Source organism: Sphingomonas sp. MMS24-J13 (genome assembly GCF_044905095.1).
Classification (GTDB): domain Bacteria; phylum Pseudomonadota; class Alphaproteobacteria; order Sphingomonadales; family Sphingomonadaceae; genus Sphingomonas_I.
The window spans coordinates 1,451,911-1,475,259 of the sequence record NZ_CP173258.1; the positions used below are offsets into that span (position 1 = coordinate 1,451,911).

20 protein-coding genes are annotated in these 23,349 nt (G+C 65.5%); 15 read left to right on the forward strand and 5 right to left on the reverse strand.

Annotated elements, in window-relative coordinates; translation table 11 throughout:
• Positions 1-3: 3 nt before the first annotated feature.
• From glgC to glmU, 5 genes are all read right to left on the reverse strand, one after another.
• A complete protein-coding gene (gene glgC, locus AB4Z44_RS06870; protein WP_404713314.1) occupies positions 4-1,266 on the reverse strand; it encodes a glucose-1-phosphate adenylyltransferase in 1,263 nt (420 codons plus the stop codon).
• Positions 1,267-1,282: 16 nt separating this feature from the next.
• Entirely contained in the window at positions 1,283-3,436 is a 2,154-nt protein-coding gene (glgB, locus tag AB4Z44_RS06875; protein ID WP_404713315.1) for a 1,4-alpha-glucan branching protein GlgB, read from the reverse strand.
• 28 nt (positions 3,437-3,464) lie between these two features.
• Positions 3,465-5,930: a glycogen/starch/alpha-glucan phosphorylase gene (locus AB4Z44_RS06880; protein ID WP_404713316.1), complete on the reverse strand. Its 2,466-nt coding sequence runs from the start codon at positions 5,928-5,930 to the stop codon at positions 3,465-3,467.
• A gap of 104 nt (positions 5,931-6,034) precedes the next feature.
• Positions 6,035-7,858 carry a glutamine--fructose-6-phosphate transaminase (isomerizing) gene (gene glmS / locus AB4Z44_RS06885; protein ID WP_404713317.1) on the reverse strand — a complete coding sequence of 608 codons (1,824 nt, stop codon included), beginning with the start codon at positions 7,856-7,858 and terminating at the stop codon, positions 6,035-6,037.
• 112 nt (positions 7,859-7,970) lie between these two features.
• Positions 7,971-9,320: a bifunctional UDP-N-acetylglucosamine diphosphorylase/glucosamine-1-phosphate N-acetyltransferase GlmU gene (gene glmU / locus AB4Z44_RS06890; RefSeq protein ID WP_404713318.1), complete on the reverse strand. Its 1,350-nt coding sequence runs from the start codon at positions 9,318-9,320 to the stop codon at positions 7,971-7,973.
• A 104-nt stretch (positions 9,321-9,424) separates the two neighbouring features.
• Here glmU and AB4Z44_RS06895 point away from each other — a divergent pair, with 104 nt between their 5' ends.
• The 15 genes from AB4Z44_RS06895 to uraH all read left to right on the forward strand — a co-directional run bounded on the left by AB4Z44_RS06895 (position 9,425) and on the right by uraH (position 23,349).
• Positions 9,425-10,093, forward strand: coding sequence for an HAD family hydrolase (locus tag AB4Z44_RS06895; RefSeq protein ID WP_404713319.1), 669 nt, complete (start codon positions 9,425-9,427; stop codon positions 10,091-10,093).
• Between the two features lie 3 nt (positions 10,094-10,096).
• Complete coding sequence (locus AB4Z44_RS06900; protein ID WP_404713320.1) at positions 10,097-11,164, forward strand: sensor histidine kinase; 1,068 nt, start codon at positions 10,097-10,099, stop codon at positions 11,162-11,164.
• Positions 11,165-11,212: 48 nt separating this feature from the next.
• Complete coding sequence (gene phoU, locus AB4Z44_RS06905) at positions 11,213-11,914, forward strand: phosphate signaling complex protein PhoU (RefSeq protein WP_404713321.1); 702 nt, start codon at positions 11,213-11,215, stop codon at positions 11,912-11,914.
• A 4-nt stretch (positions 11,915-11,918) separates the two neighbouring features.
• Positions 11,919-12,617, forward strand: coding sequence for a phosphate regulon transcriptional regulator PhoB (gene phoB / locus AB4Z44_RS06910; RefSeq protein WP_404713322.1), 699 nt, complete (start codon positions 11,919-11,921; stop codon positions 12,615-12,617).
• A 164-nt stretch (positions 12,618-12,781) separates the two neighbouring features.
• The gene (locus AB4Z44_RS06915) at positions 12,782-12,946 is read left to right on the forward strand and encodes a hypothetical protein (protein WP_404713323.1); all 165 of its coding nucleotides are present in this window, start codon (positions 12,782-12,784) and stop codon (positions 12,944-12,946) included.
• Positions 12,943-14,250, forward strand: a complete 1,308-nt coding sequence (locus AB4Z44_RS06920) for an AtzE family amidohydrolase (RefSeq protein WP_404713324.1) — start codon at positions 12,943-12,945, stop codon at positions 14,248-14,250. The genes AB4Z44_RS06915 and AB4Z44_RS06920 overlap by 4 nt, the downstream gene beginning before the upstream one ends.
• A 37-nt stretch (positions 14,251-14,287) precedes the next feature.
• Positions 14,288-15,628 carry an NCS2 family permease gene (locus tag AB4Z44_RS06925; RefSeq protein ID WP_404713325.1) on the forward strand — a complete coding sequence of 447 codons (1,341 nt, stop codon included), beginning with the start codon at positions 14,288-14,290 and terminating at the stop codon, positions 15,626-15,628.
• Positions 15,610-17,208, forward strand: coding sequence for a gamma-glutamyltransferase family protein (locus AB4Z44_RS06930; RefSeq protein WP_404713326.1), 1,599 nt, complete (start codon positions 15,610-15,612; stop codon positions 17,206-17,208). The genes AB4Z44_RS06925 and AB4Z44_RS06930 overlap by 19 nt, the downstream gene beginning before the upstream one ends.
• The gene (locus tag AB4Z44_RS06935; protein WP_404713327.1) at positions 17,202-18,530 is read left to right on the forward strand and encodes a Zn-dependent hydrolase; all 1,329 of its coding nucleotides are present in this window, start codon (positions 17,202-17,204) and stop codon (positions 18,528-18,530) included. The genes AB4Z44_RS06930 and AB4Z44_RS06935 overlap by 7 nt, the downstream gene beginning before the upstream one ends.
• A gap of 49 nt (positions 18,531-18,579) precedes the next feature.
• A complete protein-coding gene (locus AB4Z44_RS06940) occupies positions 18,580-19,761 on the forward strand; it encodes a pyridoxal-phosphate-dependent aminotransferase family protein (RefSeq protein WP_404714370.1) in 1,182 nt (393 codons plus the stop codon).
• 115 nt (positions 19,762-19,876) lie between these two features.
• Entirely contained in the window at positions 19,877-20,755 is an 879-nt protein-coding gene (gene puuE, locus AB4Z44_RS06945) for an allantoinase PuuE (protein WP_404713328.1), read from the forward strand.
• Positions 20,752-21,132, forward strand: a complete 381-nt coding sequence (gene hpxZ, locus AB4Z44_RS06950; protein ID WP_404713329.1) for an oxalurate catabolism protein HpxZ — start codon at positions 20,752-20,754, stop codon at positions 21,130-21,132. Before puuE ends, hpxZ begins: the two co-directional genes overlap by 4 nt.
• A complete protein-coding gene (gene uraD / locus AB4Z44_RS06955) occupies positions 21,129-21,596 on the forward strand; it encodes a 2-oxo-4-hydroxy-4-carboxy-5-ureidoimidazoline decarboxylase (RefSeq protein ID WP_404713330.1) in 468 nt (155 codons plus the stop codon). The genes hpxZ and uraD overlap by 4 nt, the downstream gene beginning before the upstream one ends.
• Positions 21,593-23,014, forward strand: a complete 1,422-nt coding sequence (locus AB4Z44_RS06960; protein ID WP_404713331.1) for an NAD(P)-binding domain-containing protein — start codon at positions 21,593-21,595, stop codon at positions 23,012-23,014. The genes uraD and AB4Z44_RS06960 overlap by 4 nt, the downstream gene beginning before the upstream one ends.
• On the forward strand, positions 23,011-23,349 hold the full coding sequence (gene uraH, locus AB4Z44_RS06965; RefSeq protein ID WP_404713332.1) for a hydroxyisourate hydrolase: 339 nt from the start codon (positions 23,011-23,013) through the stop codon (positions 23,347-23,349). Before AB4Z44_RS06960 ends, uraH begins: the two co-directional genes overlap by 4 nt.

The following is a 23,349-nucleotide window of genomic DNA, read 5'->3' on the forward strand; positions in this document are numbered from 1 at the left end:
GTATCAGTCTTCCAGGCGATCGATCATCGGCTGGGTGATCAGGACGATGCCCTTGTCCGAACGGCGGAAGCGTCGGGCATCCTCGTCCGGAAAATCCCCGACGATCAGGCCCGGCGGGATCTTGACCCCGGCATCCACCACCACTTTGTGCAGCCGCGCACCGCGCCCGATCTCACAATAGGGCATGATGACCGCGTCGGTGATCGACGAGTAGCTGTGCGCGCGCACGCCGGTGAAGATCAGGCTGCGGTGGAGCGACGAACCCGAGATGATACATCCGCCCGCGACCAGCGACGATGTCGCCGACCCACGGCGATCCTCATAATCGTGGACGAACTTGGCCGGGGGCGTAACCTCGGAATGGGTCCAGATCGGCCAGTCGCGGTCATAGATGTCGAGATGCGGCATCACGTCGGTCAGATCGATGTTGGCTTCCCAATAAGCATCGATCGTCCCCACGTCGCGCCAATAGGTCTCCTGCTCGAATTTCGAGCGGACACAGCTTGCCGAGAAGCGGTGCGCCACCGCCTTGCCGGTGTTGACGACGTACGGGATCAGATCGCCGCCGAAATCATGACTCGACGTCGTGTCGGCGGCATCCTGACGAAGCAGTTCGGCCAGGAATTTGGTCCGGAAGACGTAGATGCCCATCGAGGCGAGCGCGAGATCGGGGCTGCCGGGAATGGCGGGCGGATCCTTGGGCTTCTCGACGAAGGCGACGATGCGATCGTCCGCATCGACATGCATCACGCCGAACCCGCTCGCCTCGCGCCGCGCCACTTCGAGGCAGCCGATCGTCACATCGGCGCCTGAATCGACATGCTGGCGGAGCATCAACTCATAATCCATCTTGTAGACGTGATCGCCGGCCAGGATGACGATATATTCGGTGCCATGGCTCTCGATGATGTCAAGATTCTGGAACACCGCATCGGCCGTGCCCATATACCATTGCGATTCCGAGACACGCTGGCTGGCGGGCAGGATATCGAACGATTCGTTGCGCTCGGTGCGGAAGAAATTCCAGCCGCGCTGGAGGTGACGGATCAGCGAATGCGCCTTGTACTGGGTCGCGACGCCGATGCGGCGAATGCCCGAATTGACCGCATTCGATAGCGCGAAATCGATGATCCGCGTCTTGCCCCCGAAATAGACCGCCGGCTTGGCGCGCACATCGGTCAGCTCGAACAGCCGGCTGCCACGTCCCCCCGCCAGCACATAGGCCATCGCATCGCGCGCGATCGGTGAGGTGCGTTTTTCAAGCATGGCCCGGCCCTTCTCCCTATCTTTCGTGCTCGAGCATGATGGTCGCAAGCGGCGGAATGGTGACAGACGCCATCCCGTCCTTCCCTGCCTCGACCAGCCCGGCATTGCCGACGCCCGAACCGCCATAATCGGCGGCGTCCGAATTGAGAATTTCGCGCCAGTTCCCCTCGTGCGGCAGCGGCAGGCGATAGCCGTGCAGGACATTGGGCGTGAAGTTCGAGATGATGGCGACCGGCGCGGCCCCCGGGGCCTTGCGCACCCAGGCGAAGACCGAATTGGCCTGGTCGTCGACGACGCACCATTCGAATCCGTCGCCCTCGCAATCGCGCGCATGGAGCGCCGGGCGGCTGCGATAGAGGCTGTTGAGATCGCGGACGAGGCGCGCCACGCCGTCGTGGCTGGCGCCCCCCAAAAGCCCCCAATCCAGTTCGCGCTCCTCGCTCCATTCGCGGCGCTGGGCGAACTCCTGCCCCATGAAGAGCAGTTTCTTGCCGGGATACCCCCACATGAAGCCGTAATAGGCCCGCAAGGTTGCGAACTTCTGCCAGTCGTCGCCCGACATCTTGCCAAGCAACGTGCCCTTGCCGTGGACGACCTCGTCATGGCTCAGCGGCAGCACGAAATTCTCGGCGAAGGCATAGGTCAGGCCGAAGGTGATCTCGTCATGATGGTAATGGCGATGGATCGGATCGCGCGCCATGTAGCTCAAAGTGTCGTGCATGAAGCCCATGTTCCACTTGAAGCCGAAGCCGAGCCCGCCTTTGTAGACCGGCTGCGTCACCTTCGGCCACGAGGTGGATTCCTCGGCGATCGTCATCACGCCCGGCTGCGCGCCGTAGACGGCGGCATTCATGTCCTGGAGGAACTTCACCGCCTCCAGATTCTCGCGTCCACCGCGCTCATTGGGGACCCATTCGCCCGCCTTGCGCGAATAATCGAGGTACAGCATCGACGCGACCGCATCGACCCGCAGCCCGTCGAGATGATATTTCCCGGTCCAGTAGAGCGCGTTGTTGACGAGGAAGGCGGAGACCTCGCGCCGGCCGAAATTGTAGATCGCGGTCTTCCAATCGGGGTGGAAGCCCTTGCGCGGATCGGCATGCTCGTAGAGCGCGGTGCCGTCGAAATGCTCGAGCCCGAAGGCGTCGACGGGGAAATGCGCCGGCACCCAATCAAGGATCACGCCGATTCCGACGCGGTGCGCGCCATCGACGAAGCGGGCGAACCCCTCACCGTCGCCGAAGCGTGCGGTCGGGGCGTAGAGGCCGGTCGTCTGATAGCCCCAGCTCGGATCGTAGGGATGCTCGGTGATCGGAAGCAGTTCGATATGGGTGAAGCCCATATCGACGACGTATGGAAAGAGTTGCGCGGCGAGTTCGTCCCACGTGAGAAAGCCACCGTCCCCTGCCCGCCGCCACGATCCGGCATGGACCTCGTAGATCGAGACGGGCTGGCGACGCGCGTCGGCGTGACTCCAGAATTCACGGTGCGCAGCATCGCCCCATTCATGCGCGAGCGGGGCGGCGACGATCGAAGCGGTCGCCGGGCGCAGTTCGGCCTGGAAGGCGAATGGGTCCGCCTTGAGCGGAACCGGCTTGCCATCCTGCGCGACGATCTCGAATTTATAGGGCTCGCCCTGTCCGACGTTGGGGACGAAAATCTCCCAGATGCCGGTGTCCCGCCGATGGCGCATGACATGACAGCGGCCGTCCCAGCCGTTGAAGCGCCCGACGACCGAGACGCGTCGCGCATTGGGCGCCCACACCGCGAAATGCGTGCCTTGCGAGCCCTCATGGTGGATCAGATGCGCGCCGAGCTTGTCGAACAGGCGCAGATGCGAGCCTTCGGCGATATAATAATCGTCCATCGGGCCAAGCACAGGCCCGTAGGAATAAGGATCATCGACCCACCAGTCGCCGCCCGCGTTGCGGGCATGATAGCGCAATGGCTGCGCCTTGCGGATGCGGAGCTTGCCCGCGAAGATGCCATCGCTCCCGATCGGTGAGAGCTTGCCCGCCGCCTTGCCGTCCAGCGTGAACGCCTCGACCGCCTCGGCACCAGGAATGAAGCAGCGCGCGACAAGGCCTTTGCCCTCGTCATGGACACCCAGCACCGCGAACGGATCGCCGTGGGTCGCCGCAACGATCGCGTCCGCCTCGCCGGGGTTCACCGGAAACTCCTGTCAGGCGGAACGATGCCTACGGCAGGACGCCCCAGATCTCCCGGGCATATTGACGGATCGTGCGATCGGAAGAGAACCATCCAACACGTGCCGTATTGCGGATCGTCTTCGAATACCATGCGCTTTCGTCGGCCCAGATCGTATCGATCCGCCGCTGGGCGGCATGGTAGGAGTCGAAATCGGCCGCGACCATGAACCAATCATGGTCGTAGAGGCCGCCGATCAGATCGGCATAGCGATCCTTGTCGTCGGGCGAGAATACTCCGGACGAGATCGCCGACAGCGCCTGCGCAAGCTCGCGCGATCCTTCGATCACCTCGCGCGGCGTGTAACCGTTGGCGCGGCGCTCCGCGACCTCCTCGGCGGTCAGGCCGAAGATCACGATATTGTCGTCGCCGACATGGTCCTTGATCTCGATATTGGCGCCGTCGAGCGTACCGATCGTCAGCGCGCCGTTGAGCGCGAACTTCATGTTCCCGGTGCCCGACGCTTCCATGCCCGCGGTCGAGATCTGTTCGGACAGATCGGCCGCCGGCATCATCACCTCTGCCACGCTCACATTGTAATTGGGCACGAACACGATCTTGAGCAGGCCCTGCACCGCCGGATCATGGTTGATCACGCGCGCCACATCGTTCGCGAGTTTGATGATCAATTTGGCATTGTGATAGCTCGGTGCCGCCTTGCCGCCGAACAGTTTTACGCGTGGCTGCCAATCGAGTTCGGGGCGCGAGCGGATCTGATCGTAGAGCGCGACCGCCTCGATGATGTTGAGCAGCTGGCGCTTATATTCGTGGATGCGCTTGATCTGGATGTCGAACAAGGCGGTCGGATCGACGCGCACCCCCATCCGCTCGCGCAACATGTTGGATAAAGCGTCCTTCTTGGCGACCTTCACCGCCTTGAACTTTTCCTGGAACGCCGCATCGTCGGCGAATGCGTCGAGCGCGGTCAAAGCCTCGGTATCGTCGAGGAAGGCGTCGCCGATCGCCTCGCGGATGAGCGACGTCAGCTCGGGATTGCATTGCTGGAGCCAGCGGCGCGGGGTGACCCCGTTGGTCTTGTTGTTGATCCGATCGGGGAACATCCGATGGAGATCGGCGAACACCGTCTTCTTCATCAGATCGGTGTGCAGCGCCGCCACGCCGTTGACGCTGTGCGATCCGGCGAAGGCGAGGTTGGCCATGCGCACGCGACGCTCGCCATGCTCGTCGATCAGCGAGATTGCCGCGACCGCGGCATCGTCGAGCTTCATTTCGCGCCGTGCCTTGATCAGAAGCTTGGCGTTGATCGCATAGACGATCTGCATGTGGCGCGGCAGCAGCCGTTCGAACAGCGGCACCGGCCATGTCTCGAGCGCCTCGGGCAGCAAGGTATGGTTGGTATAGCCGAAGGTCGGCTGGGTCACCGCCCACGCCTCGTCGAACGGTAGATCATGCTCGTCCATCAGCAGCCGCATCATCTCGGCGATCGAGACCGCCGGATGGGTATCGTTGAGCTGGATCGCCGCCTTTTCGGGCAGAGTGCGAACATCGCCGAAATATTGGACGTGGCGGCGCAATATGTCCTGCAGCGAGGCCGAGGAGAAGAAATATTCCTGCCGCAGCCGTAGTTCTTGCCCGGCCAGGTTGGAATCGGCGGGGTAGAGCACGCGCGCGAGGCTGTCGGCCTTGTTGCTCTCGCGCAGCGCGCCGATGTGATCGCCGGCGTTGAACGCGTCGAGCAGGATCGGATCGATCGGCAAGGCGGTCCACAACCGCAACGTGTTGACCCGCTCGCCGCGCCAGCCGACCACCGGCGTGTCGAACGCGGTCGCGATCACGCGCTCGCCCGCCTTCCACACCCGCGCATCGTCGCCGCTTCCGTCGGCCGCCGCCGGTTCGACCGAACCGCCGAAGCCGATCTCGTAGCTCGCCTCGCGCCGTTCGAACTCCCACGGATTGCCGTGCGCCAGCCAGGTTTCGGGCAGCTCGACCTGCCAGCCGTCATGGATCTCCTGGCGGAACATGCCGTTCACATAGCGGATGCCGTAGCCGTAAGCAGGGACATCGACCGTCGCCATCGACTCCATGAAGCAGGCCGCGAGCCGCCCCAAGCCGCCATTGCCGAGCGCTGCGTCCGGCTCGAGCTCGCGGATCAGATCGATCTCGACGCCCAGCGAGGCGAGCGCCTCGCGCATCGAATCCATCAGCCCCATGTTCGACACGGCGTCGCGCATCAGCCGCCCGATCAGGAATTCGAGGCTGAGGTAATAGACCCGCTTGCCCTGCTCCTCGTAGGTCTTGTTGGTGGATGCGATCCAGCGATCGATCACGCGTTCGCGGATGACATTGATGACGGCCGCCAGCCAATCGTGCGGCTTGGCGGCGGCGGCATTCTTGCCGATGCCATAGGTCAGGCGCTCGACGATTTCGGCAGCGAGGATCCCCGGATCCGTCGCACGGGGTGCCGGCTTCGGCAGCGAAGATATGCGCTCGATCATTCATTACCCCCAAAGGCCGGCAATACCGTGGCACGCCTAGGCCTGGAGCGTAACGATTCTATTGCACCTGCGACACCGAAAATCCTGCCCATGTCGGGCAGAATCTATTCCACCGTCACCGATTTGGCGAGGTTGCGTGGCTGATCGACGTCCGTCCCCTTCGCAACTGCAACATGATAGGCCAGCAACTGCACCGGAACGGCATATACCAAAGGCGCGATCAGTGGATGCACCTTGGGCATCGTGATCGTGGCGATGCAATTATCGCCCGCAGCCTGGATGCCGTCATAGTCCGAAATCAGGATCACCTTGCCGCCGCGCGCCTGCACCTCCTGCATGTTCGACACGGTCTTTTCGAACAGCGGACCCGATGGTGCTATCACGATCACCGGCACGGAATTGTCGATGAGTGCGATCGGACCATGCTTCATTTCGCCGGCGGCATAACCCTCGGCATGGATGTAGCTGATCTCCTTGAGCTTGAGCGCCCCTTCCAACGCGAGCGGATAATCGGGGCCGCGGCCCAGATAGAGTACGTCGCGTGCGGCAGCGACGAGCGGGGCGAGCTCCTGGATCGACTCGTCATAAGCGAGCGCGCCGTTGATCGCCGCCGGCGCCTCGGACAGATGCCGCACCAAAGTACGTTCGTCGTCGCGGCTCAGCCGCCCCTTGGCGCGTGCGAGATTGGCGGCGAAGGCCGCGAGCACGGCGAGCTGGCAGGTGAAGGCCTTGGTCGATGCCACGCCGATCTCCGGACCGGCATGCGTCGCCAGCACGAGATCGGCCTCGCGCGCCATCGTGCTGGTCGGCACGTTGACCACGGTCGCGATACGCTGGCCTTCGTTGCGCGCGTGGCGGAGTGCGGCCAGCGTGTCGGCGGTCTCGCCCGACTGACTGATGAAGAGCGCCAGGCCGCCCGGCTCCATCACCGGCTCGCGATAGCGGAACTCGCTCGCGAAATCGATGTCGACCGGCACGCGCGCAAACTGCTCGAACCAATATTTGGCGACCATGCCGGCATAATAAGAGGTGCCGCACGCGACGATCGTGACGCGCTTGATCGCGCCGAGATCGAAGCCCTCGGTCGGCATCGCCAGTTCGCCTTCGAAGCGGCGCACGTAGGAGCGCAGGGTCTGCGCCACCACGATCGGCTGCTCGTAAATCTCCTTGAGCATGAAGTGGCGGTGATTGCCCTTGGAGATAGCAAGATCGGTCGCGCCAGAGATCACGATCGGCCGTTCGACCGGATTGTCGTCGCGATCGTAGATCTGTGCGCCGCCGCGCGTGATGACGACCCAGTCGCCCTCTTCCAGATAGCAGATGCGCTGGGTCAGCGGTGCGAGCGCAAGCGCGTCGGAGCCGAGATAGGTCTCGCCCTCGCCATAGCCCACCACCAACGGCGAGCCGAGCCGGGCACCGATCAGCAGATCGGGATATTGGCGGAACAGGATGGCGAGCGCGAACGCGCCGTGAAGCCGCTTGAGCACCGCCGACACCGCCTGCTCGGGCGTTTCGCCCGCCTCGATCTTTTCGGAGACGAGGTGGGCCACGACCTCGGTATCGGTCTGACTGGTGAAGGTGCGGCCGCGCGCGATCAGCTCGTCACGCAGGGATTTGAAATTCTCGATGATGCCGTTGTGGACGAGTGCGACCTCGTTGGTCGCATGCGGGTGGGCATTGTCCTCGGTCGGCGCGCCATGCGTTGCCCAGCGGGTATGGGCAATGCCGGTATGGCCGGGTAGCGGGCTTTCCTTGAGCACGGCCGCCAGATTGTCGAGTTTGCCCGGTGCACGCCGCCGATCGATCATGCCGTCATGGTCGGTGGCGATGCCCGCCGAATTGTAGCCGCGATATTCGAGCCGCCGCAACCCCGCGAGCAACCGCCCGCACACATCTTCCTTACCGACGATACCGATGATGCCGCACATTCCCGCCCGCTCCCGATGACCCCACGCCGGCCCAAAACGCCTCTTCCGCTTGATGGCTGCTGAACGGCGCTTTTTCTAACTATTCCCCCCTTTAAAGGGAGGGGAATTACGATCACTTCCTCTTCATCGCCCGGAACCTTGCCGCCCAGCCCGTCTTCGTTTCCTGCCGTGCGCGAGACACCGCCAGCGCATCGTCCTCTACATCGCGCGTCACGACCGATCCCGCCGCGACGATCGCGCCGGCACCGATCGAAACCGGTGCCACGAGAGCGCTGTTCGATCCGATGAAAGCCCCTGCCCCAATCCTGGTCACATATTTGCCGAAGCCGTCATAATTGCAGGTGATCGTGCCCGCGCCGATATTGGTGCCCGGCCCGATCTCAGCATCGCCGAGATAGGTCAGGTGATTGGCCTTGGCGCCCTTGCCGAGCTTGGTTTTCTTCAGTTCGACGAAATTGCCGACATGCGCATCCTCGCCGACCTCGGCGCCGGGGCGCAGCCGCGCATAGGGGCCGATGATCGCGCCGCTGGCGACGCTGGCGCCCTCGATATGGCTGAAGGCGTGGATCGTGACCGCATCGGCGATCGCGACCCCGGGGCCGAACACGACGTTGGGCGCGACCGTCACGTCGCGGCCGATCTGCGTGTCCCACGCGAACCACACCGTCTCGGGTGCGGTAAGGGTCGCGCCATCGGCCATTGCCTGCGCGCGGCGACGCGCCTGCCACAATGCTTCGAGCGTCGCGAGTTCGGCGCGGCTGTTGACGCCGGCCACCTCCATCGGATCGGTTTCGATCACCGCCGAAAGGCGCCCGTCGGCGGCGGCAAGCATCACGATATCGGGCAGATAATATTCGCCCGCCGCATTGGCGTTGCCGACCCGCGCGAGCAGCGGCCACAGATCGGCCGCGCGCACCGCCATCAGGCCCGAATTGCACAAGGTACAGGCGCGTTCGTCGGCGCTCGCATCCTTGTGCTCGACCATCTTCTCGATCCGGCCATCGGGTGCGGCAATGATGCGGCCATATGTCAGCGTATCGGGCGGGCGGAAGCCGAGCACGACCACCGCAGGCGCATCGGCCTCGTGCAGCCGCGCGACCATCCGCGCCATCGTCTCGGTCGACACCAAAGGCACATCGCCATAGAGAATCAGAACATCGCCCTCGACCCCGGCCAGCGCCCCCTCCGCCTGCCGCACCGCATGCGCGGTGCCGAGTTGATCGACCTGTTCAGCCACCTCCAGCCCGAGCGGTTTGGCGAAGGCCGCAACTTGCTCGGCTTGCGCGCCGACCACGACGACGCGATTCGCCGCGCCCAGCCGATCGACCGCGTCGATCAGATGGCCAAGCATCGGCCGCGCCGCGATCGGGTGGAGCACCTTGTGGAGCGACGATTTCATCCGCGTGCCCTTGCCTGCGGCCAGGATCACGGCGGCGAGCGGGGATGAGGGGTTCACTGTCATGGCGGCACGCATTGCCACCTTGGCGCGGCGGTAGCCAGAGTGGATGAGCCCTTACAAAGCTGTGACATAAATCTTGCACGGACCTGGGCCATGCCTAATGGGGCATGACTTCTTTCCCCTTCGACATCGTCGGATTCGATCTCGACGGCACGCTCGCCGACACCGCGCCCGACCTTACCGCCGCACTCAACCACACGCTGCACGCCCTCGGACGTGAGCCAGTACCCGCGCCCTCGGTCCGCGCAATGGTGGGCCATGGCGTACGCGCTTTGCTTGCCCGTGGGCTCGCCGCGACCGGTGAATTCCACGAGGGGCTGGTCGACCGGGGTTTCCCGATCTTCATGGACTATTACAAGGCGCATATCGCCGATCACAGCCGGCCGTTCGACGGTGTCGTCGAGGCGCTGGACATGCTCGCCGCGCGAGGCGTGAGGCTGGCGATCTGTACCAACAAGCTCGAACGGCTCGCGCGGCAGTTCGTCAGCGAGATCGGCTGGGACGGCCGCTTCGTGGCGATCGTCGGGGGCGACACCACCCCTACCTCCAAGCCGAACCCCGAGCCTTTGTTGGCGATGGTCGAGCAGGCCGGCGGCGGACGGGCCGCGTTCGTCGGCGATTCGAGCAGCGATACCGGCGCTGCCCTCGCCGCGAACATTCCCTGTGTGGCACTCACCTTCGGCTTCCACGATCGGCCGCCCGCCGAACTGGGTGCCGACGCGCTGATCGACCATTTCGATCAACTGCTCTCCACGCTGGAGCGCCTCGGCGGCTGAGCCATGGCCCTCCGCTCTTTCTTCTCACGGCCTGCGGAGGGCCCGATTCCCCCGGCACGGACGCCGGCGCCCGATCCGATTCCCGCGATCATCGAGGCGGTGTCCGATCCGCTGATCGTACTCGACGGCTTCCACATCGCAGAAGCCAATACCGCAGCACGGCGGTTGCTCGGCGAGCATATCGTCGGCGATTATGTGCGCCTGGCGCTGCGCCATCCCGGAGCCGCCGGCGTCCTTGGCGGCGAGGACGACGGGCCGGTCATGCTGACCGGGCTCGGCGGGCATGACCGTTTGTGGGAACTGTCCGCCGGCACGATCGGCCCCGGCCGCCGGCTGCTGCGCCTCACCGACCGCAGCGCGCAGCGCGCCGCCGAGAAAATGCGCGTCGATTTCGTCGCCAATGCCAGCCATGAGTTGCGCACGCCGCTTGCCGCGCTGATCGGCTTCATCGAGACGCTGGAGGATGCCAATACGCCGGCGGACGCCGAGATCCGCCTGCGCTTCCTCAAGATCATGGCCGACGAGGCGCGCCGGATGCAGCGGCTGATCGACGATCTCATGTCACTTTCGCGAATCGAGGCGGATCGCTATTCGCTGCCAGGCGAGGTGGTCGACCTGGCGGCTTTGCTGAGCGAGGTCGCCAACGACATCCGTTCAGCCCGGAAAGACGGCGACCGCGTCGAAACCTCGAGCAATGTCGATCGCGCGATCGTCGCCGGGGATCGCGGGCAGCTTTCGCAATTGCTGCACAACATCATCGGCAACGCACTCAAATATGGTCGCGAGGGTACGCCGGTGCGCGCGACCCTCATCGTCAAGGGCGATCGGCTGCGGCTGTCGGTCGCCGATCGCGGCGACGGCATCGCCCCCGAGCACATCCCGCGGCTGACCGAGCAATTCTACCGGGTCGATCCTGGCCGCAGCCGCGCGGTCGGCGGCACCGGGCTGGGCCTCGCCATCGTCAAGCATATTGTCGAGCGGCACCGTGGGCAGCTGGAAATCGCCAGCATCGTCGGCCATGGAACGACCGTAACGGTGGAACTTCCGCTCGCGCCGCACCAATTGTCATAAAAGTGACGCCGACCCACGACATGGGCAAGGTCCAAGGAGCAAGGCGCGATGGCAACGGGGCATACGGTTAAGGCATTCGACGACGATCTGGGCGAATTGCGCGCCCTGGTCGCCGAAATGGGCGGGCTCGCCGAAGCAGCGATCGACGGTTCGATCGAGGCGCTGATGCGCCGCGACCTGGAGGCCGCCGCACGCATCGTCGAAGCTGATTCGCGCATCGACGCGCTGGAGGCCGAACTCGAGCGCCGCGTCCTGCGGTTGTTCGCACTGCGCGCGCCGCTGGCGGACGATCTGCGCGAAGTACTCGCCGCCCTGAAGATTTCGGGCGTGATCGAGCGGATCGGCGATTATGCCAAGAATATCGCCAAGCGCGTGCCCTTGCTGCAAGACGCCCGTGAGATCGAGCCGGTAGCGATCCTGCCCGCAATGGCGAGCGCGGTGTCCGAGATGGTGCATGAGGTGCTCAACGCCTTCGCCGCGCGCGATGCGCAGGCTGCGGTCGACGTGTCGCGCCGCGACACCAAGGTCGACGATCTCTACAACAGCCTTTTCCGCGCATTGCTCACCTACATGATGGAAAATCCGAGCAATATCGGCGCATCGACGCATCTTCTGTTCATCGCCAAGAACCTGGAGCGGATCGGCGATCATGCCACCAACGCCGCCGAGATGATCTATTTCGCCGCCACCGGCGAGCAGATGACCGAACGCGTGCGCGGCGCCGACGCGCTGGCGCCGTCCGACGTCTAAGCCAATGTCCAACGCCCGCGTCCTGCTGGTCGAGGACGATGCCGCTCTTGCCGAGCTGCTCGTCTGGCATTTGACCCGCGAAGGCTACACCGTCGAGCGCACCGCCGATGGCGAGGAAGCCCTGCTGCTCGCTGCCGAAGCGGCGCCCGATATCGTCCTGCTCGACTGGATGATCGAAGGGCTGTCCGGCATCGAAGTGTGCCGCCGCCTGCGCCGCGCCGCCGAGACTGCCAATGTGCCGATCATCATGCTCACGGCACGCGGCGAGGAAGAGGACCGTATCCGCGGCTTGCAGACCGGTGCCGACGATTATGTGACCAAGCCCTTCTCCCCGCGCGAGCTGGTTGCCCGCGTCGGTGCGGTGCTGCGCCGCGTGCGCCCGGCGCTGGCCGGTGAAAGGCTAGCCTATTCGGGTATCGAGATGGACATTGCCGACCACAAGGTGCGCCGCGACGGCGTGTCGCTTGCGCTCGGCCCGACCGAATTCCGCCTGCTGCGCCACTTTCTCGAACATCCCGGCCGCGTCTTCTCGCGGGAGCGCCTGCTTGACAGCGTCTGGGGCCGCGACAGCGATATCGAGCCGCGTACGGTCGACGTCCACATCCGCCGGCTGCGCAAGGCGATCAACCTCGACGACCGGCCGGATCTGATTCGCACGGTGCGTTCGGCGGGTTATGCGCTCGATGCGGACGGGGTGGCGTAAGCGCAACCGCCCCTTGTAGTCATCGCTGCGAAGGCGAAGCCTGGTGTCTCGTCGGAGACGAGATGCGCTCATAACCTCCGGAAACCCCAGTTTTCGCGGGGGTGATATTAGCAGGGAGCCTCATGGGGCTTGCGTCACCGCCCACATGACGCCAGCCTTGGGCGATGCCGTCTGCCCTGCCCCCCGAGCCCTTGTCCGAAGCCGCCGTTGCCGATCTGGTCCGTGCCGAACTCGGATTCGATCCTCCGCCTGAGTGCCTGCCCGGGATAAGCGCCAACCTTGCTTTGCTGGCCGAGCATCTGCGCCGGCTGGAAGGAACCGGCCAATGAGCGCTATCGAGATCGCCGCGCGGGTTCGTAGCGGCGAGATTTCCGCAGTGGCGGTCGCACGCGAGGCGATCGCGACGATCCGGGCCAAGAACGATGCCATCAATGCGGTGACGCGAATCCTCGAGGACCGGGCGCTGGCCGAGGCGCGCGCGGTTGACGACATCGTCGCAGCCGGCCGCGATCCGGGCCCCTTGGCGGGCGTGCCTTATGGGGTGAAGGATCTGTTCGATGTGGCGGGGCTGCCGACCACCGCCGGCGCGGGGATGCGGCGCAATGCAGCGCCCGCGGTCGCCGATGCAGAGGCCATTTCGCGACTAAGGGCTGCCGGCGCGGTGCTGGTTGCGACGCTCAACATGGACGAATTCGCTTATGGGTTCGTCACGGTCAACGCAGCGTTCGGAACCACGCGCAACCCCCGCGACGTCAGCCGGCTGGCGGGCGGATCGTCGGGCGGGTCGGCGGCCGCGGTGGCGGCGGGAATGCTGCCGCTGGCGCTCGGGTCCGACACCAACGGGTCGATTCGCGTGCCGGCCGCCTTGTGCGGCATCTACGGCCTGCGGCCGACCCAGGATGCGCTGCCGACGCAGGGGACCTTCCCGTTCGTCGAAAGCTTCGACACGATCGGCCCGTTCGCGACGTCGATCGCCGATCTCGATGCGGCGTGGCGCGCACTGGGCGGGGTCGGGCAGCCGCACGGCAGCCCGCGCGTGGCGCGGCTTTCGGGCTGGTTCGATCGCACGCTGAGCCATGACGCAGCCCGGCTGCTCGACAGCCAGTTCGCGGGGCTGGAGCGGGTAGAATGGGCGGATGTCGAGCGCGCGCGTTCGGCTGCCTTCCTGATGACCGCACGCGAAGGCGGGCTGCGCCATCTGCCCGAGTTGCGCACCCGCGCGCTGGAATTCGATCCAGCGACGCGGGACCGGCTGATCGCAGGCGCGCTGCTGCCCGAAACGGCCTACCGCGCTGCACAAGCGTTCCGGGCGGAGTTTCGCGCCTGCATATTGCCACTGTTCGACCGTCAGGACGTGCTGGTCGCACCGTGCATCGGCGAAGGCGCGCCCCTGATCGACGATCCGTTCCTGACGTTCGGCGGCGAGCGGGTGCCGGCGCGCGCGAATCTCGGGCTCCTCGCTCAGCCGATCAGCTTTATCGGGCTGCCCGTGATCGCGGCACCCTTGCGCCATGCAGGCCCGCTCCCCCTGGGGATCCAGCTGATCGGTCGTCCCGGCGGCGAGGCGGACCTGTTCACTTATGCCACCGGGCTCGAAGCGCAGGGAATTATCGGCTGCGCAACTGCAGCATAGGTCTTTCGCAGTTGCGAAGGACATGTATGTTCGTTTCATGACCGAACCAGCCTCCGCCGGCGCGCTCGACCGCCGCTTCGCCCTTTCGGCCCGCGGCACGACCGCGCGCACCGAGGTGTTGGCGGGGGTCACGACCTTCCTGACCATGGCCTATATCGTGCTGGTCAACCCTTCGATCCTGGGTCAGGCGGGGATGCCGGTCGCCTCGGTCGCGGCGGCGACCTGCCTCGCCGCGGCCTTCGCCAGCATCCTGATGGGCTTCGTCGCCAATGTGCCGCTGGCGCTCGCGCCCGGCATGGGGCTCAACGCCTATTTCAGCTTCACGGTGGTGCAGGGCATGGGCGTGCCCTGGCCGGTGGCGCTCGGCTGCGTACTGATCTCGGGCATCGTCTTCCTGATCCTGACCTTGGTCGGAATCCGACAGATGATCGTGGCTGCAATCCCCGCTTACCTGTTCGCGGCGGTGGCGGGCGGGATCGGGCTGTTCATCGGCTTTATCGGTCTCAAGAACGCCGGCATCGTCGTCGGCAGCCCGGCGACGGTTGTCGCACTCGGCAATCTCCACCAGCCGGGGCCGTTGCTCGCTTTGTTCGGGCTGCTGCTGATTGCCGTGCTGAGCGCATGGCGGGTCAAAGGCGCCATGCTGATCGGGATCGTCGCGACCACGCTGGTGGCGTGGCTGTTCGGGCAGGTGAAGGCCGGCAGCGATCCGTATAGCATCACCGCGATCGCCGGCACCGCGTTCAAGCTCGATCTGGGCGGCGTGCTCGGCTTCGGTGGGAGCAAGGGGCTCGGCCTGTTCGAGATATTGTTCGTTTTCCTGTTCGTCGATCTGTTCGACAATATCGGCACCTTGGTGGCAGTGACCAAGCGCGCCGGGCTGATGGATCCCGACGGCAATATCCCCGGCCTCAAGCGCATCCTGATCACCGATGCGGTCTCAACCATGTTCGGTGCCTTCTGCGGGACCAGCACCGTAACCTCCTATGTCGAAAGCGCGGCGGGCGTTCAGGCGGGCGGGCGCACCGGACTGACCGCGGTCGTTACCGGCCTGCTGTTCCTCGCGACGATGCTGGTGGCGCCTTACGCCCAGCTCGTTCCGCTCGCCGCGACGGCGCCTGCCCTCATCCTTGTCGGTGGTCTGATGATGGCGCCGCTGGTGGAGGTCGCGTGGGAGGATCCCGATGTCGCGATCCCCGCTTTCCTGACGGTGGCGATGATCCCGCTGACTTTCTCGATCGCCAACGGCCTCGCCTTCGGCATTACCGCGCATGCCTTGCTCAAACTGCTGCGTGGCAAGGCGGTCAAGAGCGACTGGCTCCTGATGATCCTGGCGGCGATGTTCGTGGCGCGCTTCGCATGGCTGGCGTCCGCCTGATGCTCAACACGCCCCGCAGCCTGCGCGGGATGGTCACCGCGCCGCACCATCTGGCCGCGCAGGCCGGGCTCGATATCCTCAAGGATGGCGGCAATGCGGTCGAGGCAGCGGTCGCGGTCGCGGCGACGCTGGCGGTCGTTTACCCGCACATGACCGGGATCGGTGGCGACGGCTTCTGGCTGGTGCATGAGCCCGACGGGTCCGTCTGGGCAATCGACGCCTGCGGCGGCGCGGCGCACGCAGCCGATCTGTCACTGTATGACGGGCTGGAGGCAATCCCGTGGCGCGGGTCGCTCGCGGCGAACACGGTTGCGGGGACGGTCTCCGGCTGGCAGCTCGCGCTGCAGAAGAGTGGTGGCACCTTGCCGCTCGGTCGTCTGCTCCGGGACGCGATCGGCCATGCCGAGCGCGGAATGGTGGTTTCGCGCGGCGGCGCGGAAATCGCAGCGAGCAAGGGCGCCGAGCTTCGCGCGCAGCCCGGCGGCTATGCGGCCAACTTCGAGCCCGATGCCCGGCCGCTGCGCGAGGGGGAAGTGCTGCGTCAGCCTTTGCTGGGCGCCACGCTCACCGCACTGGCCGAACAGGGGCTGGAAAGCTTCTACACCGGCCCGTTGGGCGCGCGGATCGCGGCTGATCTTGCCGCGGTGGGAAGCCCGGTCACGGCGTCGGACTTCGTTTCGCATAAAGCTACATTGGTCGAGCCGCTGTCGGTCGGAATAAGGGGCGCGAAACTCTACAATCTGACTCCGCCGACCCAGGGTCTTGCCGCCTTGCTGATCCTCGCCCTGTTCGATCGGCTGGAGGCGGGCGAGGCCGAAAGCTTTACGCATATCCATGGTCTGGTCGAGGCGACCAAGCAGGCTTTCCGCGTCCGCGACCGGCACGTCGGCGATCCCGCTTACATGGAGATCGATCCGCAGGCCCTGCTCGACGATACCGCCGCGCTCGATGGCATGGCGGCGCAGATCGATCCGACGAGGGCCGCGCCTTGGCCGCATCCCCCGGCGCTGGGCGACACAACCTGGTTCGCCGCCGCCGATGCCGAAGGCCGCGTCGTGAGCTGCATCCAGTCGACCTATTTCGAGTTCGGATCGGGCATCGTGCTCCCCGAAACCGGGATCGTCTGGCAGAATCGCGGATCGAGTTTCCGCCTTGCCCCCGATGGCTGGAACGCGCTCAAGCCCGGCCGCAAGCCGTTCCACACGCTCAACCCCGCACTCGCCCGCTTCGATGACGGGCGGGTGATGGCCTACGGCACGATGGGCGGCGAGGGCCAGCCGCAGACGCAGGCGGCGATCTTCTCGCGCTATGCCCGCTATGGCGTGCCGCTGCAGGAGGCGGTGACACGGCCGCGCTGGCTGCTGGGACGTACCTGGGGCGAAACTTCGACCAGCCTGAAGATCGAGGATAGGTTCTCGCCCGAGGCGATCCGGGCGCTGCGCAATGCCGGTCACGATGTCGAGATGATGGCGCCCTTCACCGCGACGATGGGCCATGCCGGCGCGATCGTCCGCCATACCGACGGCGTGCTCGAAGGCGCGACCGATCCGCGCAGCGACGGGATGGTGGCGTCATGGTAGCTTCGGGTGCCCGCGCGGTGGCCCGGTGCGATGCGTTGGGGCGGCCGCCTTACAGCGCCGAACCGGACATGCTGTTCCGCGCCTATCTCACGCCGGCGCATGCTGCGGCGCAGGAGGCGATCGCGGGCTGGATGATCGAAGCGGGCATGCAGGCCCGGCTCGATCCCGCGGCCAATCTGATCGGGAGGTACGAGGGCAGTGATCCCGCCGCGCCGGCGTTGATCATCGGTAGTCATATCGACAGCGTGCGTGATGGCGGTTTCTACGACGGGCCGCTGGGGGTGATGCTGGGGATCGAATGCGTGGCGGCGCTTTGCAAAGCAGGCAAGCGGCTACCCTTCCCGATCGAGGTGGTCGGGTTCGGCGACGAAGAGGGATCGCGCTTTCCGTCGTCGATGCTGACCAGCCGGGCGGTGGCCGGGACGCTGGATGCGGCGGAACTGGACATATCGGATCGGGAAGGCGTGAAGCTGTCAGACGCCCTCTCCTCCTTCCCCCGTCATGCCAGCGAAGGCTGGCATCTCAGGAGGCAAGAGAGCACCCTAACGCCTGAGACCCCAGCCTTCGCTGGGGTGACGAGCGAGGAGGATAGGGTGCCGCGCTATCTCGAAGCGCGGCACGCCCCCGCTCTCGCCTACCTCGAAGCCCATATCGAACAGGGCCCTGTCCTCGAAGCCGAAGGCCTATCGGTCGGCGTCGTCACCGGCATCGCCTCGCAGCTCCGCTACCAGATCACCGTCACCGGCATGGCTGGCCACGCCGGCACCACGACGATGCCGCTCCGCCGCGACGCGCTCACCGCCGCAGCCGAGATGGTGCTCGCCGCCGAGCGGATAGCCCGCGCCGAAGCATCGGATGTCGTCGCCACGGTCGGCCGGATGATCGTCGGACCGGGCGCGCCGAACGTCATTCCCGGGCGCGTCGATTTCACCCTCGACGTCCGCTCGCTCGACGTCGGGCGGCGTGATCGGGTGGCCGCCGCTATCCTCACCGAATTCGAGACGATCGCCTCGGCGCGCGAGGCCGGGCTGGTGTTCGAGCAGGTCAACGATCTCCCCGCCTCCCCTTGCAATCCCGCACTGATGGAATTGCTCGCCCAATCGGTCACCGCCATCGGCCAGCCCGATTTTCGCCTGCCCTCGGGCGCGGGACATGATGCGATGGTGATGGCAGCGCTTTGCCCCACGGCGATGTTGTTCATTCGCTGCGAAAAGGGCATCAGCCATAATCCCGCCGAGCATGTCGATCCGGCCGATGTCGAGATCGCGCTCCAGGCCATGCTTGGCTTCATCGATCGCTTGGGAGACTCGTTTGCCGCCTGAATTGCCTGCCGACCTCTTCGGCGAGATCGATCCGCCCCAGCGGCTGCTGATGGGCCCCGGCCCGGTCAACGCGCATCCGCGCGTGCTGCGCGCCATGTCGGCCGACATGCTCGGGCAGTTCGATCCTGAGATGACCGGCTATATGGAGCAGGTCATGGCGCTCTACCGGCCGATCTTCGGCACGGACAATCGCTGGACGATGCTGATCGACGGCACCGCGCGCGCGGGGATCGAGGCGGCGCTGGTCAGCCTGGTCCAGCCGGGCGATCGCATGCTGGTGATCGACTTCGGCCGTTTCGGGCTGCTGCTGCGCGAGATCGGCGAACGGATCGGCGCCGAGATCGAGATGCTGTCGGTGTCGTGGGGCGAGGTCGTGCCGCTCGACATGATCGCCGCCGCGATCGAACGGACCGGGCCGAAGGTGGTCGCGTGCGTTCATGGCGACACCTCTACGACGATGGCGCAGCCGCTCGACGGGCTCGGCGCGCTCTGCCGCGCGGCGGGCGTGCTGTCTTACGTCGATGCCACCGCGACGATCGGCGGCATGGAGATCGCCGCCGATCGCTGGGGCGTCGATGTGATCACGGGCGGCCTGCAGAAATGCCTCGGCGGGCCGGCGGGCTCGTCGCCGATCACGATTTCGGATCGCGCGGCCGAGCACATCTTCTCGCGCCGCCATGTCGAGCGCGGGATTGCACGCGACGATATCGTCAATTCCAACGGCCCGCGCATCCGGTCGAACTATTTCGATCTGGCTATGGTGATGGATTATTGGTCCGAGAAGCGGCTAAATCACCATACCGAGGCGACGACGATGCTGTACGGCGCGCGCGAATGCGCCCGTGTGGCGCTTAGCGAGGGGCTGGAGGCGCGCTATGCGCGGCATGCGGCCGCCGGGCGCGCGGTGGTTGCGGGCGTCAAGGCGATGGGGCTGACCGTCTTCGGCGACGATGCGCATCGCATGACCAACGTCACCGCGCTTCACATCCCCTCGGGTGTGGATGGCGAGGCGATCCGCCGGCGCATGCGCGAGGATTTCGAGATCGAGATCGGCACCGCCTTCGGCCCGCTTGCCGGCAAGGTCTGGCGGATCGGGGCGATGGGCTACAACGCAATGAAGCATAAGGTGCTGATCACGCTCGGCGCGCTCGAAGCGTGCCTGTGGGCGGAGGGCTTCGCGGTTCAGCCGGGGGCCGGAGTTGAAGCAGCGCTAAAGGCATGGAACGAATGAACCACCACCGTCGCCCCTGCGGAGGCAGGGGCCCATCTCTCTCACTGCCCAAGGTGTCTCTCGGCTCGATAGACATGGGCCCCTGCCTTCGCAGGGGCGACGGAGTTTTTTCACGATGAGAGACCTTGTCGGCTACGGCCCCACCCCACCCGATCCGAAATGGCCAAACGGCGCGCGGATAGCCGTCCAGTTCGTGATCAACTACGAGGAAGGGGCCGAAAACAATGTCCTGAATGGCGACGAGGGCTCCGAGACCTTTCTGTCCGAGATGGTCGGCGCCGGGAAGCATCCCGCGCGGGCGATGGCGATGGAGAGCCTCTACGAATATGGCAGCCGCGCCGGTTTCTGGCGGCTGTTCCGCCTGTTCGCCTCACGCCAGGTGCCGGTGACCGTGTTCGGCGTCGCCAAGGCGATGGAGATGAACCCGCAGGCGGTGCAGGCGATGCTCAAGGCCGATTGGGAGATCGCTTCGCACGGCTATCGCTGGATTGATTATCAATATGTGCCCGAAGACGTGGAACGCGAGCATATCGCCGAGGCTATCGCGCTGCACACCAGGCTGACCGGATCGCGCCCGCGCGGCTGGTATCAGGGCCGCACCTCACCCAACACCGCGCGGCTCGTCGCCGAGGAAGGCGGTTTCGTCTACGATGCCGACAGCTATGCCGACGATCTGCCTTATTACGATCGCCAGCACGGCCGGCCGCAGCTGATCGTGCCCTATACGCTCGACGTCAACGACATGAAGTTCGTTGCGCTCAATGGCTTCACCGATGGCACGCAGTTCTTCCGCTATCTCGTCGATACGTTCGAGCAACTGCGCGAAGAGGGCGGCAAGATGATGTCGATCGGCCTCCATGCCCGCGTCGCCGGCAAGGCCGGGCGCAGCATCGCGGTCGCGCAATTCCTCGATCATGTCATCGCCAGCGGGGATGCCTGGATCGCGCGCCGGATCGACATCGCGCGCCACTGGCTGGAGACCCATCCGGCATGATGATCAACGATCCCGATACCGTGGCCGAAGTCGAGCAGGCCTTCTACGAGTACGAACGCGCACTGATGAGCGACGACGTCCCCGCGATGGACGCCTTGTTTCATGATGCGCCGACCACAGTGCGGTACGGCGTCGGCGAGGTGCTGTACGGCGCCGACGAGATACGCGAATTCCGCAGGGGTCGCGGCGGTTCGCCCCAGCGCCGGCTCGGCCGGCTCGCCATCGCCACCTATGGGCCCGATCTCGCCACAGCCAACGTCGAATTCTTCCGCGACGGCTCGGACCGGCGTGGGCGGCAAAGCCAGACCTGGGTGCGCTTTCCCGATGGATGGAAGGTGGTTTCCGCGCACGTTTCGATCGAAGGCAGTTCCTCGTGACGCGCGCTGACTTCATCGCCCGCTACGGCGAATTGTTCGAACATAGCCCATGGGTGGTCGAGCGCGCAGCCGATCGCCAGCCGTTCGACGATCTCTATGCCGGGCTGGTCGCGGTCGTCGTCGACGCAACGCCGGACGAACAACTCGCGCTGATACGCGCCCACCCCGAGCTCGCCGGGAAGGCGGCAATCGACAAGACTTTGACCGACGCCTCTACGGCCGAGCAGGCTTCGGCCGGGCTCGATCGGCTGACGCAGGACGAATATGATCGCTTCCACGCGCTCAACAAGGCCTACCGCGAGCGGTTCGGCTTCCCCTTCATCATCTGCGTGCGCAAGACCAACAAAGCCGGCATAATCAACGCCATGGAAGGCCGTCTTGCCAATGATCGTGAAACCGAACTGGCGACCGCGCTGCACGAGATCGGCGAGATCGTGCGACTGCGACTGGAGGCGATGGCATGAGCCTGACTGAGCTCGAAGCGCGGGTCGCGCATGACCTCGCCACGTTGAACTTCGGGGCGCCCGATTGGCTCAAACCGCACAGCCATTCCGACGGCCACGTCTATGATGTCGTCGTAGTAGGCGGCGGCCAAAGCGGGCTCGGTGCCGCTTTCGGCCTGAAGCGCGAGCGTATCTCTAATATTCTGGTTATCGACGAGAGCCGCGAAGGCTATGAGGGGCCGTGGGAGACCTATGCGCGGATGCGCACGCTCCGCACGCCCAAGGAGCTCACCGGCATCGATTTCGGCATGCCCTCGCTCACCTTCCGCAGTTGGTGGGAGGCTCAGCATGGCGCGGAAGGCTGGGCCGCGATCGGCAAGATTCCGCGGCAGGATTGGATGGCCTATCTGCGCTGGTACCGGCGCGTGCTGGCGCTGCCGGTGCGCAACGATACGAAGCTCGCGCTGCTCGAGCCGTTGCCCGATCAACAGCTGCACAAGCTTCACCTACAAGACGGTGACACATTGCTAGCCCGCAAGGTGATCCTCGCCACCGGCATCCAGGGCGGGGGCGAATGGCATGTGCCGGGCTTCGTCAAGCGCGCTTTGCCCGCCAGCCGCTATGCGCATACTTCGGAATTCGTCGACTACGAAGCGATGCAGGGCAAGCGCATCGCCATCCTCGGCGGTGGCGCCTCGGCGTTCGACAATGCCGCGACCGCACTCGATGCGGGCGTCGCCCAGGCGCATGTCTTCATCCGCCGGCCCGAACTGCCCCGCATCAACCCGATCCGCTTCATGGAGCGGGTGGCGTTGATGCCGCGCTATCCCGCGCTCGACGACGCCACCAAATATGCGGTGATGGCGAGCTTCTTCGTCCACAATCAGCCGCCCACCAGCGATATGTTCGATCGTGCCGCCGCGTTCGAGGGCTTCGCGCTCCACGCCGGCAGCCCATGGGAGAGGGTCGAAGAGGTCGACGGCGCCGTCCGCATCACGACGCCGAAAGGCGCGTTCGACTATGACTTTCTCGTCCTCTCGACCGGGCTGATCACCGATCCGGCACTGCGCCCCGAGCTGGCCGGCGTGGCGGACAAGATTGCGCGCTGGTGGGATCGTTATGCGCCGCCGGCCGCGTTGACCAATGCGGTGCTGAATGCGCACCCCTATCTCGGCAACGCCTTCCAATATCTGGCGCGCGAGCCTGCCGATGCGGCGCTGCTCCATGGACTGTTCGCGTTCAATTATTCCGCGTTGATCAGCCTTGGCCTGTCGGCATCGGCTTTGTCGGGGCTCAAGCATGCACTGCCGCGGCTGGTCGCGGGCGTCGCGGACCAGCTCTTCCTCGACGACGGCCAAACGATGCTCGCCGATTACTATGCTTATGACGAGGTCGAATTCGTCTCCGAATGGCCGCCTGTACGCGAGGCAGCGGCATGAGCGGGCTCACCACCCATGTGCTCGACACGGCGCACGGCCGTCCGGCGGCGGGGCTGATCATCCGCCTGTTCTGCGAGGGTCGGTTGATCTTCACCGGCGAGACCAATCAGGACGGGCGCTGCCCCGGCCTGCTCGGCGAGGATAAACTCGCGCCGGCACGCTATCGGCTCGAATTCGCGGTAGCGGACTATTTCCGCGGCGCCGGTGTTCCTTTGCCCGAACCGCCCTTCCTCGATGTCGTCGCGATCGATTTCGGGGTGGCCGATCCCGGCAGCCACTATCACGTGCCGCTGCTCGTCTCGCCCTACGCTTACTCGACCTACCGGGGGAGCTGA

Bases quoted from the DNA above. Each gene is read 5' to 3' on its own strand.
- phoB (WP_404713322.1), top strand. From the start codon at position 11,919: ATGTCCAACGCCCGCGTCCTGCTGGTCGAGGACGATGCCGCTCTTGCC.
- AB4Z44_RS06925 (WP_404713325.1), top strand. From the start codon at position 14,288: ATGACCGAACCAGCCTCCGCCGGCGCGCTCGACCGCCGCTTCGCCCTT.
- glgC (WP_404713314.1), bottom strand. From the start codon at position 1,266: ATGCTTGAAAAACGCACCTCACCGATCGCGCGCGATGCGATGGCCTAT.
- phoU (WP_404713321.1), top strand. From the start codon at position 11,213: ATGGCAACGGGGCATACGGTTAAGGCATTCGACGACGATCTGGGCGAA.
- hpxZ (WP_404713329.1), top strand. From the start codon at position 20,752: ATGATGATCAACGATCCCGATACCGTGGCCGAAGTCGAGCAGGCCTTC.
- AB4Z44_RS06920 (WP_404713324.1), top strand. From the start codon at position 12,943: ATGAGCGCTATCGAGATCGCCGCGCGGGTTCGTAGCGGCGAGATTTCC.
- puuE (WP_404713328.1), top strand. From the start codon at position 19,877: ATGAGAGACCTTGTCGGCTACGGCCCCACCCCACCCGATCCGAAATGG.
- uraH (WP_404713332.1), top strand. From the start codon at position 23,011: ATGAGCGGGCTCACCACCCATGTGCTCGACACGGCGCACGGCCGTCCG.
- glmU (WP_404713318.1), bottom strand. From the start codon at position 9,320: ATGACAGTGAACCCCTCATCCCCGCTCGCCGCCGTGATCCTGGCCGCA.
- AB4Z44_RS06930 (WP_404713326.1), top strand. From the start codon at position 15,610: ATGGCTGGCGTCCGCCTGATGCTCAACACGCCCCGCAGCCTGCGCGGG.
- AB4Z44_RS06895 (WP_404713319.1), top strand. From the start codon at position 9,425: ATGACTTCTTTCCCCTTCGACATCGTCGGATTCGATCTCGACGGCACG.
- AB4Z44_RS06935 (WP_404713327.1), top strand. From the start codon at position 17,202: ATGGTAGCTTCGGGTGCCCGCGCGGTGGCCCGGTGCGATGCGTTGGGG.
- AB4Z44_RS06915 (WP_404713323.1), top strand. From the start codon at position 12,782: ATGCCGTCTGCCCTGCCCCCCGAGCCCTTGTCCGAAGCCGCCGTTGCC.
- glmS (WP_404713317.1), bottom strand. From the start codon at position 7,858: ATGTGCGGCATCATCGGTATCGTCGGTAAGGAAGATGTGTGCGGGCGG.
- AB4Z44_RS06880 (WP_404713316.1), bottom strand. From the start codon at position 5,930: ATGATCGAGCGCATATCTTCGCTGCCGAAGCCGGCACCCCGTGCGACG.
- AB4Z44_RS06900 (WP_404713320.1), top strand. From the start codon at position 10,097: ATGGCCCTCCGCTCTTTCTTCTCACGGCCTGCGGAGGGCCCGATTCCC.
- AB4Z44_RS06960 (WP_404713331.1), top strand. From the start codon at position 21,593: ATGAGCCTGACTGAGCTCGAAGCGCGGGTCGCGCATGACCTCGCCACG.
- AB4Z44_RS06940 (WP_404714370.1), top strand. From the start codon at position 18,580: ATGGGCCCCGGCCCGGTCAACGCGCATCCGCGCGTGCTGCGCGCCATG.